This window comes from Snodgrassella sp. ESL0253, from assembly GCF_013344965.1.
GTDB classification, from domain to species: Bacteria; Pseudomonadota; Gammaproteobacteria; order Burkholderiales; family Neisseriaceae; genus Snodgrassella; species Snodgrassella alvi_B.
This window is the reverse complement of sequence record NZ_JAAEDQ010000006.1, coordinates 128,448-141,451: the sequence shown is the minus strand read 5'-3', so window position 1 is coordinate 141,451 and position 13,004 is coordinate 128,448. Positions and strand designations below refer to the sequence as shown.

14 protein-coding genes and 1 pseudogene are annotated in these 13,004 nt (G+C 43.3%); 7 read left to right on the top strand and 8 right to left on the bottom strand.

From position 1 onward, the window contains the following. Positions 1-6: 6 nt before the first annotated feature. From GYX26_RS11700 to GYX26_RS11695, 4 genes and pseudogenes are all read left to right on the top strand, one after another. Positions 7-87 carry a transposase gene (locus tag GYX26_RS11700; protein ID WP_141670356.1) on the top strand — a complete coding sequence of 27 codons (81 nt, stop codon included), beginning with the start codon at positions 7-9 and terminating at the stop codon, positions 85-87. A gap of 91 nt (positions 88-178) precedes the next feature. Next, a complete protein-coding gene (locus GYX26_RS06855) occupies positions 179-433 on the top strand; it encodes a hypothetical protein (protein WP_174828634.1) in 255 nt (84 codons plus the stop codon). Next, on the top strand, positions 430-927 hold the full coding sequence (locus tag GYX26_RS06850) for a hypothetical protein (protein ID WP_174828633.1): 498 nt from the start codon (positions 430-432) through the stop codon (positions 925-927). The genes GYX26_RS06855 and GYX26_RS06850 overlap by 4 nt, the downstream gene beginning before the upstream one ends. Positions 928-1,266: 339 nt before the next feature. Further along, positions 1,267-1,374: pseudogene (locus tag GYX26_RS11695) on the top strand (hemagglutinin repeat-containing protein); the annotation flags it as partial. Positions 1,375-1,416: 42 nt separating this feature from the next. Here GYX26_RS11695 and GYX26_RS06840 read toward each other — a convergent pair. The 7 genes from GYX26_RS06840 to yjgA form a co-directional block, all read right to left on the bottom strand. After that, positions 1,417-1,635: a hypothetical protein gene (locus GYX26_RS06840; RefSeq protein WP_174828632.1), complete on the bottom strand. Its 219-nt coding sequence runs from the start codon at positions 1,633-1,635 to the stop codon at positions 1,417-1,419. A 239-nt stretch (positions 1,636-1,874) separates the two neighbouring features. After that, positions 1,875-3,473, bottom strand: a complete 1,599-nt coding sequence (locus tag GYX26_RS06835; protein ID WP_174828631.1) for a peptide chain release factor 3 — start codon at positions 3,471-3,473, stop codon at positions 1,875-1,877. Positions 3,474-3,780: 307 nt separating this feature from the next. Beyond that, a complete protein-coding gene (locus GYX26_RS06830; protein WP_174828630.1) occupies positions 3,781-4,662 on the bottom strand; it encodes a folate-binding protein YgfZ in 882 nt (293 codons plus the stop codon). Between the two features lie 118 nt (positions 4,663-4,780). Further along, the gene (locus GYX26_RS06825) at positions 4,781-5,065 is read right to left on the bottom strand and encodes a DNA-binding transcriptional regulator (RefSeq protein ID WP_100089972.1); all 285 of its coding nucleotides are present in this window, start codon (positions 5,063-5,065) and stop codon (positions 4,781-4,783) included. 317 nt (positions 5,066-5,382) lie between these two features. After that, complete coding sequence (gene map, locus GYX26_RS06820) at positions 5,383-6,162, bottom strand: type I methionyl aminopeptidase (protein WP_100089971.1); 780 nt, start codon at positions 6,160-6,162, stop codon at positions 5,383-5,385. A gap of 49 nt (positions 6,163-6,211) precedes the next feature. Continuing rightward, positions 6,212-7,000, bottom strand: coding sequence for an indole-3-glycerol phosphate synthase TrpC (trpC, locus tag GYX26_RS06815; RefSeq protein WP_174828629.1), 789 nt, complete (start codon positions 6,998-7,000; stop codon positions 6,212-6,214). 83 nt (positions 7,001-7,083) lie between these two features. Continuing rightward, on the bottom strand, positions 7,084-7,608 hold the full coding sequence (gene yjgA, locus GYX26_RS06810) for a ribosome biogenesis factor YjgA (RefSeq protein WP_174828628.1): 525 nt from the start codon (positions 7,606-7,608) through the stop codon (positions 7,084-7,086). A 141-nt stretch (positions 7,609-7,749) separates the two neighbouring features. On the opposite strand from yjgA, the gene pmbA reads away from it, so the two are divergent. The 3 genes from pmbA to GYX26_RS06795 all read left to right on the top strand — a co-directional run bounded on the left by pmbA (position 7,750) and on the right by GYX26_RS06795 (position 10,968). Continuing rightward, positions 7,750-9,081 carry a metalloprotease PmbA gene (gene pmbA / locus GYX26_RS06805; protein ID WP_174828642.1) on the top strand — a complete coding sequence of 444 codons (1,332 nt, stop codon included), beginning with the start codon at positions 7,750-7,752 and terminating at the stop codon, positions 9,079-9,081. 87 nt (positions 9,082-9,168) lie between these two features. Next, the gene (locus GYX26_RS06800; protein WP_174828627.1) at positions 9,169-9,669 is read left to right on the top strand and encodes a disulfide bond formation protein B; all 501 of its coding nucleotides are present in this window, start codon (positions 9,169-9,171) and stop codon (positions 9,667-9,669) included. A 51-nt stretch (positions 9,670-9,720) separates the two neighbouring features. After that, positions 9,721-10,968, top strand: a complete 1,248-nt coding sequence (locus tag GYX26_RS06795) for a DUF1615 domain-containing protein (protein WP_202984292.1) — start codon at positions 9,721-9,723, stop codon at positions 10,966-10,968. Between the two features lie 57 nt (positions 10,969-11,025). On the opposite strand, the gene GYX26_RS06790 is transcribed toward GYX26_RS06795, so the two are convergent. After that, on the bottom strand, positions 11,026-12,930 hold the full coding sequence (locus tag GYX26_RS06790; RefSeq protein ID WP_174828625.1) for an ATP-binding cassette domain-containing protein: 1,905 nt from the start codon (positions 12,928-12,930) through the stop codon (positions 11,026-11,028). Positions 12,931-13,004 lie beyond the last annotated feature (74 nt).

The following is a 13,004-nucleotide window of genomic DNA, read 5'->3' as shown; positions in this document are numbered from 1 at the left end:
CTAACCATTTATAACACCGAAAGACCTCATGAAGCACTAAATAATATGACGCCGATTGAGTATAAAACACTAAAACAAGCAGCATGATTTTCTACGTCAGTTTTGTACTAACTATGGGGTATTTACAGCTCCTATCTCAAGACCATCTGCAGGAGCTTCACTTTCTATTGGAACTATAATGAATAACTTATCCAGTATTGAAAAAGCTAATCTAGGCAAAACGATTAATAATACTTTAGCAGGAACTTCTTCTGGTGGTAATGTATGTGGTTATTTTGCTTGTATCGGAACAAATAAAACTCCAGATACAATTGAGAAGGGAAAGAAAAAGCCAGGAAAAGTGTCATTTGAATTTGGTATAGGAACAGGAGTTTCTACTTCTGGAAGTTTCCAAAATTCAAATATGATTCCTATTGGAAAGGTATTAAAATGATAAGATTAGCTATTTTTTGGAGAAGATATAAATCATTTATATTCATATTTGTTATGATATTATGGTTTTTTTTGTTCGGATATGCAAAATGGGGAATTAGAAATGGAAAGTTTGGATATGAGCTAGATAATGATGAAAAGGAAGCAATAATGATGAGGCAGTTACCAGATTTAATTTGGCCATACAAATTGAATAATAAGAATATAATTAACACAAAAAGAGGTCCTACAAGCAAAATTTATGTCATATTTGAATTTAAACGTACTGATGATGAAGGAATTAAAAAAATGTATAGTATAATAGATAAAAATAGTAAAAAATTAGGTTTTAATCAGGGCTGTCGAGGAAAAGAATCTATATTCGTTTACTACTCTAATAATTTTAATCCAGATCCAACTGTAACTGAATTGCCTCCAAAACAATATACTATTGAGTGGGAATATCCCAATCCTATGTGTGTCCAACAAATTAAGAAGACATCAAAAACATTTTAAATAAGAGTTAGAGAAATTTTATAGGGAAAACATATCTAAAAGGATGTAATAAATAGAGCAGCAAGATTAATCGTCATCTTTAACCGACAAATATACAAAATCTAGGATGGGGATATCATGCTATAATTACCTCTTAAAATAGTACAGCCCCAAGGTAGAATGGCTACACTAATTCATACAGCTTTCATAGAGTCGAGAAATATCTAAAATCTCATCCAGAAGATAAAGATAAGGTTAACGGACTACTTGCTAAAATACCTGACTGAACAACCATCCCCACAGTAGCGGGGATAATTTTTGGAGCGGTAAAAACTATCTAGGTGCCATACCACCTTACAGTCAGACAAACTCAGCCTGATTAGCGCTCAGGCCAGTGCCAACCACATCGATGCCAACGCCAGCGGAAAACTGAGCATCATCAGCACACAAGACAAAATATATAGCTGATAAAAGAAAGCCTATAGAAGTAATAATAAATAGTTAACTTTATTAATCCCACTCTTTTGGTTTGAGTTCTGGGTGTTCACGGAATAATGGATCTAAAAAGAAAAATATTTCTCCCATTACTTTTCCAACAATTCTTCTATACGCAATAAATTCGTCTTTGGAACAGCAATCTTGTACTTTAAATAGTGATTGGTTTAGTTCAGTGGTTATGTTAAGCATTAAATTGCTAATTTCCCCAGCAATTTTTGGATCTTTTATCATATTCCATCCCTTATTAATTAGTGTTGATAAAATAAATTTTGGATTTTAAGCTCATTTTACTTGTATTAAAATATTTATAGAACTTTATTTAATACAAGTATTTTTTATTTGATCTAATTATTGTATTTTGAATTTATGATTTATGTGAAGCCAATTTGATTTTGCGGTGTTTTTATAAAAATAAAAGCAGCTTGTTCTTTATTAGACAAGCTGCTTTTGTTGAAAACAATTTAGTGCGTTTAGTCGTTAATCTGGGCAGTTAATTCTCGTGTTTCATGGAAACGGATATCTGGCCAGCGTTCTTCGGTAAGCGACAGGTTAACGCGGTTGGGGGCGAGGTAGGTGAGGTTGCCACCGGCATCGGTAGCGAGGTTAAGTACGTTGGCTTTTTCAAATTCGGCCAGTTTTTTCCGGTCGGGACAGGATACCCAGCGTGCTGACCAGATGCTGACAGATTCAAATACGGCATCGACGCCATATTCATTAGCCAGACGGGCTGTGACTACTTCAAACTGCAATACGCCTACGGCGCCAAGTATGAGGTCGCCGCCGTTGTGTGGCCTGAATACCTGTACGGCACCTTCTTCACCCAGCTGCTGTAAACCTTTTTGTAGCTGCTTCATTTTTAGTGGATTTTTAATCCGTACGGCGCGGAATAGCTCAGGGGCAAAAAATGGAATACCGGTGAAGGTGAGACGTTCACCTTCGGTAAAGCTGTCGCCAATCTGGATATTGCCGTGGTTGGGAATACCGATAATGTCGCCGGCAAAGGCTTCTTCGACCAGCTCGCGGGTATGTGACATGAAGGTAACAACGCTGGAAGCTGCAATATCGCGATTTAAGCGTAGATGTTTGATCTTCATGCCACGGGTGAATTCGCCGGAGCATACACGCAAAAATGCAATGCGGTCGCGGTGCTTGGCATCCATATTTGCCTGGATTTTGAATACGAAACCGGAGAATTTGGTTTCGGTGGGTTCGACCACTCGTTCGAGGGTTTCGCGTGGTTGTGGCGCTGGCGCCCAGTCGATCAGGGCATTGAGGATTTCCTGAATGCCGAAATTATTGATGGCTGAACCGAAAAAGACGGGGGTAAGTTCGCCGCGTAGAAAGGCGTCTAAATCAAATTCATTTGAGGCCGCCTGTACAAGCTCAATTTCTTCACGCAGTTGTTGTATTTCTATGGGAAAGAGTTCATCCAGACGGGCATTGTTGATGCCTTTGATGACGTCAAATTGGTGTGGTAGTTTTTCGCCGCCGGCTTCAAACAGGTAAATTTCATCATTGAGGATATGGTATACACCTTTGAAGTTTTTGCCCATGCCAATCGGCCAGGTAATCGGGGCACAGCGGATATGTAGGATATTTTCTACTTCATCAAGTAATTCGAGTGAGTCTCGCACTTCACGGTCGTATTTGTTCATGAAGGTGACAATTGGGGTATCACGCAAGCGGCAGACGTTTAAAAGTTTGATGGTTTGTGCTTCTACGCCTTTGGCTGCATCAATCACCATCAGGGCGCTGTCTACTGCAGTAAGTACGCGATAGGTGTCTTCAGAAAAGTCTTCATGGCCGGGTGTGTCGAGCAGGTTGACGACATGCTGGCGATAATCGAACTGCATGACGGACGAGGCTACGGATATGCCGCGCTGTTTTTCGATTTCCATCCAGTCTGAGGTGGCAAATTTTCCGGATTTTTTACCTTTGACGGTACCGGCTGAGAGGATGGCACCGGAAAACAATAATAGTTTTTCGGTGAGGGTGGTTTTACCGGCGTCCGGGTGGGAAATAATCGCAAATGTGCGGCGGCGTGCCGCTTCCTGGGCAATCTGACTCATGATTTTTTGTATTCTGCAAACAATAAAAACAAGACGGCTGTGGCCGTCTTGTAAAGGATATATTGTAGCACAGGTTGATATAAAATCTGTTATTTGTGCGGTTTATGGGTAGAAATAGTGCTTTTGATGGATGGGGTTAAATGGTGGTAAGGCTGCTATGGTTGGCATAAAGCCGGTATTTGAAAATAGCTAGAACGAGGTAATATTTATTTCGTATATGCATTTTCATTTTTGTATTTCATTATTCAATATATTTGCCAGCAGTTGGTATGAAGAAATATCTGCTGGCGGGTGGTTATTTGCTGTTTCAGGTATTTTCAGTAATAGCTGTGGTAAAAAAGCACTTTTTTGTGGCAATGGGATGGTTAAAACACTGTAATTGGGTTTCGGCAGCGCTGTGTTTGATTACAGCCAGAGCTAAGGTGATTGCTCCTTGTTGTACTTGATTGACAATCAGGCCGACTTCTTCGTTGTTGCTATCGTTGATGATATCACCAGCGGAGAGTGTGCTGGTGGTTTCTAGCAGTGCAAGTCCGCGCTTTACCTGACCGCGGTATTGAGCACGGGCAATGATTTCCTGACCGGGATAACAGCCTTTTTTGAAATGGACTGCGCCGATCAGTTGCTGGTTAAGCATTTGTGCTACACAGGTTTCTGTGGTGGCTGCGCTGATCCACGGATTACCACTGTTGATTTGATGTGTCTGCCATGTTTTGCTTGTTTCGGTATTGAATGGAGGTAGCTGGCTGATTTTGCCAATCTGGATAGTGGAGTTATCTGGCAGGGTTATATGCCAGATTTGGTTTGTTTGGGTGGTTGATAAGACATATTGTGGCTGTGCTGGTTCTGCTGATGTAGTTGTACTGGTTGGTACGCTGACAGCTGAACCCCATTCAGCCATGCATTCCAGTTTAACTTTGCTGCGCATGATGTAAATCTGTAGTTTTTTTTGTAATGTTTCGCACAGGTCGGCGGCGGCAATCAGGATGATGTCTTCTCCTCTGTTAAGTACCACTATGTTAGCTATTACACGACCTTTGGCTGTGTTGTAGGTTGCCAGACAGGCCTGACCTGCTGGCAGATGGTTTATGTCGTTGGATAGCTGGTTGTGTAGAAATGAGGCGCGGTCTTCGCCGCTTACCCGGATGAGACCAAAAAAAGGCATCAGGGTAGATGCTGTGTGTGTCATGGATAAATCCTGATTAATTTGTTGGGCTTTATTATAGGGCTGAATTTTTAATAAACAAGATAAAAAGCTCCGTCCAGAATCTGGTACGGAGCTTTAGTGAGAAAGCTAATAGAAAGGGTTATTTTCCTTCTGCTTTTGCTTTCAGCTGTTGATACATTTCGGGATGCTCGTTTTTAAGCAGTTCAGCCACTTCCATGTTTGCGCGATTGAGTTTGCTCAATTCCAGCTGTTCCACATGTACCAGACGAACCAGTTCGCGAACTGGTTTCGGAATGTTGCGGCCAGCTTCGTAACGGGAACCACCTGATTGAGTGACGCCAACCTGACTCCAGAACTCGATTTGGTTTAGACCAAGTTTTTTACGGATTTCGCGCACATTGTTGATAGGTTTAAAAGCTTTCATATTGTTATACCTTAAAAACAAGTTGTCTATGTGTTAGTAGAATTAATTAATATGATCATTCATAAATATTTAATTATTTTGGTAAGTTTAGTCATTAAAAGTAGTGACTAATGTTAGACCAATATGCATAATTATCTATGGACTTCAATATTATCACAATAGTTTTTACATTCAATACAATATTGCTGCTGGTTGATAAAAATATGGTGTTTCAAAAATAATACAAATTTATTTTAATTAAACCGGGTTAATATTTATTGTCTTAAATCAGATTTTAATGACGTTTTAATGTAAAATTTTGTTATTTTTTTATGGGGTTAAGGTTTACCTGTTAGAGGGCTAATGGTGAGAATTTCGTAACCATTTTCGGTGACCAATACTTCGTGTTCCCACTGTGCGGAGAGTTTGTGATCTTTGGTTACGACTGTCCAGCCGTCGCTTAAGATACGTAATTGACGTTTACCTTGATTAACCATTGGTTCAATAGTGAATATCATGCCTGGTTGTAATTTTAAGCCGGTATTGCGGCGACCATAATGCAACACTTGTGGTTCTTCATGGAAACCGCGGCCAACGCCATGTCCACAGAATTCCTGTACCATGGAGTATCCGGCATTTTCGGCAACCTGCTGACATGCATAGCCAATGTCTCCCAGAGTGGCACCCGGTTTAACTACTGAGATACCGGCCATCATACTTTCATGGGTGATGTTAATCAGGCGGCGTGCCTGTGGGCTGATTTCTCCGACTGCATACATGCGGCTGGAATCGCCATGAAAACCGTCTTTGATAATGGTGACGTCGATGTTCAAGATGTCGCCATTTTTTAATGGTTTGTCATCGGGAATGCCGTGACAGATAACATGGTTAACGGAAGTGCAGCAGGATTTGGGAAATGGTGGGTTACCATAACCTAATGGTGCAGGATAGCCGCCCTGAACGTTGATGTGGTAATCATGTATCAGTTTGTCGATTTCGTTGGTGGTGATACCTGGCTTGATGAACTGGCCTATATAGTCGAGCGCTTCGGCAGCCAGTCGGCCTGCAACGCGCATTGCAGCAATTTCTTCTGCATTTTTAATAATCACGGCCATGATTTTTCCTTTTACGGTAATTAATTAGGTTTAGATAGGGTGTATAAATGCTTCAGGCATTGACCAGTATACTCAATTCATCAGCAATGTTCTGTTTGCGCATCAGGCTTTCACCGATGAGAAAGGTGTTAACCTGATGTTGTTGCATCATATGAATGTCGTCTGTGGTAAAAATGCCGCTTTCGGTAACGATGGTTTTGCCGGTTAGTGCCGGTAGAAGTTTGATGGTTTGCTGTAAATCCACTTCGAATGTACGCAGATTGCGGTTGTTTATACCCCATAGCGGAGTGCGCATATTGATGCATTTTTCCAGTTCATCTTCATCGTGAATCTCAAGCAGTACGGTCATGCCCAGTTCGTGGGCAATTGCTTCATATTCATTTAGCTGGGTATGACTTAGTGCGGCTGCGATAAGCAGTATCGCATCGGCGTTGTGCGCCCGGGACTGATAAATCTGATAGATGTCGATGATGAAATCTTTACGTAATACGGGCAGATTACAGGCGTTACGGGCTGTATTCAGGTAGGCGAGGCTGCCCTGAAAATAGCTGGTATCGGTAAGGACAGACATGCAGGCGGCACCACCTTGCTGGTAGGCTTGAGCGATGTCTGCTGGTGAGAAGTCGGAGCGAATCAGCCCTTTGGATGGGCTGGCTTTTTTGGCTTCGGCAATAATGGCGGCTTTACCCTGATGATGTTTGGTATGGATGGCATCAAGAAAAGAGCGCGTCGGTGCCTGATCGTAAGCCCGTGCTCGAACTTCGGCCAGTGATTCAGCAGTTTTGGCTGCAACCATTTCGTTTTTTTTGGTGGCAATGATTTTATTTAAGATATCGCTCATGGTGTTTATCCAGATTCGGGTGCTGAAATTGACTTAATCAGGCAGGGAAATAGCCGTTAATTTCAGGGATATGTTTTGTTGTTTCAGGAAGAGGTATCTTCGCTGATTTCGGTTTTCAGTAATTGGAAAATTGCTCTGAATGCTTTTGGCGGTTTACCGGCAATCTGTTCTTTGCGGGCATTGCGAATCAGAGTGCGCAGATTATTGATGTCGATATGTGGGTGCTGGCTGATGACTTCAGTAAGGCTGCTATCATCGGCAATCAGACGCTGGCGCAGATTTTCCAACCTTTGCAGATAGGCGTTATGTGCGTTGTTTTCACCTTTGAGGCGTGCCAGATAATCGCTGATTGGTGCGGTGTCGGTTTCACGCATCAGGCGGCCAATAAATTGTGCCTGCCGTTTTAGGGCGCTGTTGGAGCTGATTTTTTGATAGCTTAGTACTGCTTGTAATAAATCTTCGGGCAGATTCATTTTCTTTAAGGTATCAGCAGAAAGTTTGGTTAGTTCCATGCCCAGTTGTTGCAAATCGTTCATTTGCTTTTTCATCTGGGTTTTGCTTACCCATTCTTTTTCTGCAATGGTTTGGCTATCAGGGTTGCTGTTCATATATTTAGGTGTCACATGTAATCTGAATTTCAAGTGTCTATTTTAGCAAAAAATCCGTATTATTTCAGTTGGCATGTATGTTTCATTGCTGCCAGTGCTTAAAGCAGCATGCTAGAATGCAGGCTTCTTTGCAAGAGGTTAATTATGTTTCATCACAGCGCCGAACAGTTACAACAGTTGAGCCAGCAGGCATTGCAGAAAGCCAGACAACAGGGGGCAAGTGCGGCTGAAATTGATATCAGTGAATCTGTTGGACAGAATGTTCAAGTGCGCCAGCAGGATGTTGAACATATTGAATATCAGCAGGATAAGTCTCTGGATATTACGGTTTATCTGGGGCAGGCCAAAGGGCGTGCCAGTACTGCTGATTTTAATGACAGGGCAATCGAGGAGGTGGTAACGGCGGCATTGAATATTGCCCGCTATACTGCTCAGGATGATTGTGCCGGTTTGGCCGATGCTGCATTACTGGCAACAGAGCTGGGTGATACAGAAGTGTTTTTCCCCTGGTCTTTATCTGCGGATGAAGCAATTGCAATTGGTAAACGTACAGAACGGGCTGCACTGGATACGGATGAGCGTATCAGTAATTCGGAAGGTGCTGAGGTGCAGACTGACCATTATCAGTATGTATATGCCAACAGTAATGATTTTTGTGCTTATCAGCGTGGCAGTCGGCACAGTATTTCCTGTAGTGTGGTGGCTGCTGATGCTTCCGGTATGCAGCGTGATTACTGGTATGATCTGGCACGTGATGCGCGCGATTTGGCTACAGCTGAAACGATTGGCCAGACTGCTGCTGCACGTACGGTACGGCGCCTGAATGGCCAGTCTGTTGCTACTGGTAAATATCCGGTGGTTTTCGATACTACGGTAGCTGGAAGTTTGATTGGCCATCTGGTGGGTGCGCTTAGTGGTGGTGCGCTGTATCGGCAAACCAGTTTTCTGGTAGATAGTCTGGGCAGGCAAATTCTGGCACCATGGGTATCTCTGACTGAAAAGCCGCATGTGAAAAAGGCACTGGCCAGTACTTATTTTGATGCTGAAGGTGTGGCTACCCGTGAACGTACGGTTATTGATGGTGGCCATGTGGCTGGCTATTTTTTAAGCAGTTACAGTGCGCGCAAGTTAGGCATGACGACAACCGGCAATGCCGGTGGGGTGCACAATTTATATCTGAATCATACACATGCTACTCAGGCTGAGCTGTTGAAGACGATGGGCACTGGTTTGCTGGTTACAGAACTGATGGGGCAGGGCGTGAATGGAATTACTGGTGATTATTCACGTGGTGCGGCTGGTTTCTGGGTGGAAAACGGGGTAATTGCCTATCCGGTAGAAGGTATTACGATTGCTTCGCGTTTGCAGGATATGTTTATGGCCATGGTTGGTGCGGCAGACGATGCATTAAGACGCAGTACACATAAGGTGGGTTCTATTCTGATTGATAATATGACGGTTGCCGGGGTATAAGCTATGAGTGGCATGGCTTGTTTTGTTGTAGCCAGCCGGTAAGTGGTCAGTGTGCTTTTGGTTGCAGCCAGCTTGAAAGGATTGAAAATGAGCTTTCGTAAGGCATTATGGTGTGTATTTTTTCTGGGTGTGCTCTGTACAGCCGGATCATTTATCGGCCAATATGTTCTGGACATGAATCCCTGTGTGATGTGTATTAAACAACGTATTGCAGTGATTGCGACAACATTACTGGCTCTTTTGTGTGCCTGCTGCCCCAATCGTAGTTGTTTAGAGCGTGTGATTAATGCTGTTGTGATGAGTGTGGCGCCAGTTGTAGGGCTGTATGTGGCGATATACCAGATATATATTCAGCACCTGCCCTTAGTTGAGCAGCCCTCCTGCGGCGCACCATTGACATTTCTTTATCGTAATGCGCCATTGTTTGACTGGTATGAACCGATTATTCGTGGCTCAGGCAATTGCGGTGAAGTTCAACGTATTCTGTGGGTACCTTTGCCGATATGGAGTGCATTATTTTTTAGCGCTGTATTGCTGTGGGTCTGGGTATGGTTCTGGCGTTGTCGCTGCAAGGGTGTTAGAAAATAAGCTGTGTTGGGTATGCTGATGAACTGATTTGCTTGAATGAATGTATATGGTATGAACGCTAAATTTTTATTGAAAGCAGCTGGTCGGATAACATTGGCAGGATTATTATTGTGGGCTTTAGTTGCCTGTAAGGAACATGGAAGCTGGTCTGGTAATGATGAAGATTCGCAGGGTGACAATAGTAAAATATTGTCCCAGTCTGCGCAAATAAGCCAGCTAATACCGGCAAGAGTAGCACAACGTGATGCATGGGCGACAGATATCAGCCGGATTATGGATGAGCTGAAAATCAGTAAGACACGGGAAAATGTGTGTAGTGTGATTGCTGTGGTGGACCAGGAGTCCAATTTTGTTGCCAATCCAGCTGTTCCTGATTTGGGTAATAAGGCAATTAAAGCGTTTCAGACTGAAGTACCACAAAAATTTATTAAACAGTTTGGTCCGGCATTAGGGCCAGCAGTTTCTCGTTATTTTACCTATGTATTGCTTAATGAGCCGAGCAAGGAAAACAGTTTTCTGGTGCAGATGCGTGCCGTGAAAACTGAACAGCAATTGGATTTGATTTATCGGCAGATTTTTGCTTATGTTGCCAAGCAGTTTTATGCCGACTCTATAGCCAATGCCGCGGCCAAATTTATGGGCAAGGATTTGGGGGAAGAAAATAATCCGATTACTACTATTGGTTCGATGCAGGTATCGGTAAAATATGCGCGTCAGCATCAGCGCGACCATGCGCCTGTAAATGAGTTGCGAGATTATATGTATACTCGTGAGGGTGGTTTATATTATGGTATTCACCGGCTGATGAAATATCCTGCTAACTATGATAATACCCAATATCGTTTTGCGGATTATAATTCAGGTATGTATTCGAGCCGCAATGCTGCTTTTCAGCAGAGTATTAATAAGCTACTGAATCTGGATATGTCTCTGGATGGAGATTTGCTGCTGTATGATAAGGATGATAATGCTCAGTCTATGCCTAGTCAGACTGAAACAGCACTTAATCAGTTGTTTGCTGATCATGGTATGGCGATGAAATCAGAAGAGATTCGGGCGGATTTGTTGCAGGAAAAGCAGGTGGAATTTGAAAATACAACTACGTATCAAAATGTGATTAATTTGTATAAACGCCAGTTTGGTAAAAATCCACCATATGCGATTATGCCGCAGGTGGTAATTAGTGGGCCGAAATTAAGTAGGGATTACAATACTAACTGGTATGCGACTAATGTTACTCGTCGTTATGATACTTGTATGCGGCGTGCTGGTGCTGGCGGACGCCACCATAAAAGATAAATCCGGTTTTGCAAAACAGCTAGTGTAATTAATTCACTAGCTGTTTGCTTAGGAGCATCAGTTCTGGAGCTTTTGTTTTGCTTCAAGGCTTTCCCAGCGCTCGAGTTTTTCTAGCAATAATTCTTCAATTTCAGCAATGCGCGCTTGCCATTCGGCTGCCAGTTTGTAGTCATTTTTGAAAATTTCTGGATCGGAAAGTTTTTCATTCAACTCAGTTTGCTCAGCTTCCAGTGCAGCAAGCTCATCCGGTAAACTGGCTAGTTCGCGCTGTTCATTATAGGAAAGTTTATCGCTGCGCCGGTTTTTGGTGCGGGTTTTGTCACTGCTGCTGGTGTCTTTGCTTACTATTGGTGTCGGTGTCTGCAAGCTTTGTTCGCGTTTTCTGGCATCGATGTAATCCTGATAGCCTCCGATGTATTCTTTTAACTGGCCATTGCCATTGAATACAATAGATTGGGTAACGACATTATCCAGAAAAGTACGGTCGTGGCTGACCAAAAATACCGTACCGTTGTAATCGCGCAATAATTCTTCCAGTAATTCCTGAGTATCGATATCCAGATCGTTGGTGGGTTCATCAAGTACCAGAATATTGGCCGGACGGGTAAACAGTTTGGCCAGTAATAGCCGATTGCGTTCACCTCCCGAAAGTGATTTGACTTCGCTGCGTACTCGGGCCGGAGAGAACAGGAATTCTTCGAGGTAACCGATAACATGTTTGCGCTGGCCACCAATTTCTACATAGTCGTTACCCTGTCCGATAGTATCGAAAACAGTATCGTTTTCATTCAGTGCACTGCGAAATTGGTCAAAATAGGCTACTTCCTGGCGTGAACCCTGACGAATTTTGCCTAAAGTGGGTTGCAGCTCTCCTAAAATCAATTTTAGAAATGTGGTTTTACCAACCCCGTTTGGCCCGATAAGGCCAATCTTATCGCCACGCTGAATAATGCTGGAGAAGTCGCGCATGATGATATGTTCACCATAGGCGAAGCTTGCATGTTCGATTTCGGCTATGATTTTACCGCTGGATTCGCCGCGATTCAGGTTAAAGCTAACTTGCCCCTGAACTTCGCGTCGCGCTGCGCGCTCGCGCCGCAATTGTTCCAGCCGTTTTACTCGCCCCTGATTGCGGGTACGGCGTGCTTCAATGCCTTTGCGAATCCATGCTTCTTCCTGAGCATGGAATTTATCAAACAGGCGATTGTGCTCGGCTTCTACTGCCAGTTCTTGTGCCTTTTTCTCGCTGTAGGCACTGAAACTGCCCGGATAACTGCGCAAGTGTCCGCGGTCTAATTCAACAATACGCGTGGCTACGCGGTCCAGAAAACGACGGTCGTGTGTAACAACAATCAAGCTACCAGCGAAATTGCTCAGCAGGTTTTCCATCCACTCAATGGCTTCGATATCCAGATGATTGGTGGGCTCATCCAGTAACAGGATATCGGGTTTCTGTACCCATGCCTGTGCCAGAGCAACTCGTTTTTTCTGGCCGCCGCTGAGATTACCGATAAATTCATTTTCCGGTAGTTTTAATTCGCTCAGGGTCTGTGCTATCAGGGCATCAAATTGCCAGCCATTGCGGCTTTCCAGCTCATTCTGTAGTTCTGTTAAACGGTTCAGGCTGGCTTCATCACTCACATTCTGGCTGATTTCATGATACTCGCGCAGCAGGCTTTGCAGTTCACCCAACCCTTGGGCTATGGTGTCAAAAATAGTAGCCTGTGGGTCGAAAAAGGACTCCTGCGGCACATATACTACATTTTGATTGTTCTGAATGGTTAATAGACCATCATCCAGCTTTTGTACGCCGGCAAGAATTTTCAGTAGTGTGGATTTACCTGCACCATTACGACCAATAAAGCCGATTTTTTCCCCTGCGTCCATTTGCAGGGATGCTTGATCCAGTAAGGGATGGTGGCCAACTGCAAAGCAAGCGTTATCCAGTGACAGAATACTCATGATTTAACCAGACTAAGTTCGGATATGTGTTATGGAAAGAGCGCGTATTGTAACAGTTTCATTATTAGAATGTT

What these genes read in the sequence shown, in the direction of transcription:
- GYX26_RS06790 (WP_174828625.1), bottom strand. Translation starts at nt 12,930, where the DNA reads ATGAGTATTCTGTCACTGGATAACGCTTGCTTTGCAGTTGGCCACCAT.
- yjgA (WP_174828628.1), bottom strand. Translation starts at nt 7,608, where the DNA reads ATGAACAGCAACCCTGATAGCCAAACCATTGCAGAAAAAGAATGGGTA.
- trpC (WP_174828629.1), bottom strand. Translation starts at nt 7,000, where the DNA reads ATGAGCGATATCTTAAATAAAATCATTGCCACCAAAAAAAACGAAATG.
- GYX26_RS06855 (WP_174828634.1), top strand. Translation starts at nt 179, where the DNA reads ATGAATAACTTATCCAGTATTGAAAAAGCTAATCTAGGCAAAACGATT.
- GYX26_RS06825 (WP_100089972.1), bottom strand. Translation starts at nt 5,065, where the DNA reads ATGAAAGCTTTTAAACCTATCAACAATGTGCGCGAAATCCGTAAAAAA.
- GYX26_RS06795 (WP_202984292.1), top strand. Translation starts at nt 9,721, where the DNA reads ATGAACGCTAAATTTTTATTGAAAGCAGCTGGTCGGATAACATTGGCA.
- GYX26_RS06850 (WP_174828633.1), top strand. Translation starts at nt 430, where the DNA reads ATGATAAGATTAGCTATTTTTTGGAGAAGATATAAATCATTTATATTC.
- GYX26_RS06835 (WP_174828631.1), bottom strand. Translation starts at nt 3,473, where the DNA reads ATGAGTCAGATTGCCCAGGAAGCGGCACGCCGCCGCACATTTGCGATT.
- GYX26_RS06830 (WP_174828630.1), bottom strand. Translation starts at nt 4,662, where the DNA reads ATGACACACACAGCATCTACCCTGATGCCTTTTTTTGGTCTCATCCGG.
- GYX26_RS06840 (WP_174828632.1), bottom strand. Translation starts at nt 1,635, where the DNA reads ATGATAAAAGATCCAAAAATTGCTGGGGAAATTAGCAATTTAATGCTT.
- GYX26_RS06800 (WP_174828627.1), top strand. Translation starts at nt 9,169, where the DNA reads ATGAGCTTTCGTAAGGCATTATGGTGTGTATTTTTTCTGGGTGTGCTC.